General features: G+C 29.6%; 1 protein-coding gene. It reads right to left on the bottom strand.

Features of this window, described 5'->3' with window-relative positions; all coding sequences use genetic code 4:
• Positions 1–45: 45 nt before the first annotated feature.
• On the bottom strand, positions 46–741 hold a 696-nt coding region (locus UDIV_RS04020; protein ID WP_038103667.1), incomplete at its 5' end, for a restriction endonuclease subunit S.

The raw sequence follows: 741 nt of genomic DNA, 5'->3' as shown, positions 1-741 counted from the left end.
ACTACAATGTTTAGAAGTTAATAATAGATTGAGTTTTTAGATTTATTACTCTTTGTTTGAATCAAATGATAAAAGAAGATCTCTATAGTATTCGTATTGTTTTTGGCGAAGTTCAATTTCTTTAGGCAGACCTTGAGTAATATCGTTTGTTATTGTATTGAATTGATCAAGGATTGAAACGATGTGCTTTTGAACTGCTAGGGGTGGGATTGGGATTTGAATATCGTATATTCTATCTCTTGAAATACTGTATGGGATTGCACTTCTATTTGATATTGAGTATAAATAATCTTGATTATTTACCAAGAAATAATACAAATACTTTTTATCAACATTATCAATCGGGTTCACACAAAAACAAACATCGTTTGCTCAAAATTTTTCATTTTGCCAATTCACATATCCTGCCATACCATATTGTGCGATGGTAATTGTATTTTCTTCTCGATTATATTTATTTAAATATCCCATATAACCAGTTCCCCCAGAAACTACAGGATATAAACCATCACTAAGTAAATCCTTCTTTGTAACGCGAGTTCCACGAATAATTTTGCAAATATCCCTTAATTGCTTAAATTCTAATTCAGCATTTTCCCCACAAAGTTCTAGTCTCTTCTTAGTTAAATATTCATCACTAAGAAGAAAGTTTCTGTAGTAGTTATATTGTTTAGTTCTTAATAGTAATTCATTTTGTAATTCGGTAACATATTTTGTTAATTTATCAAGTATTTCGGCAAC

The organism is Ureaplasma diversum NCTC 246, assembly GCF_000731915.1.
GTDB lineage: Bacteria > Bacillota_I > Bacilli_A > Mycoplasmatales > Mycoplasmoidaceae > Ureaplasma > Ureaplasma diversum.
The sequence above is the reverse complement of the archived record's forward strand: the minus strand, read 5'-3'. Positions and strand labels throughout refer to the sequence as shown.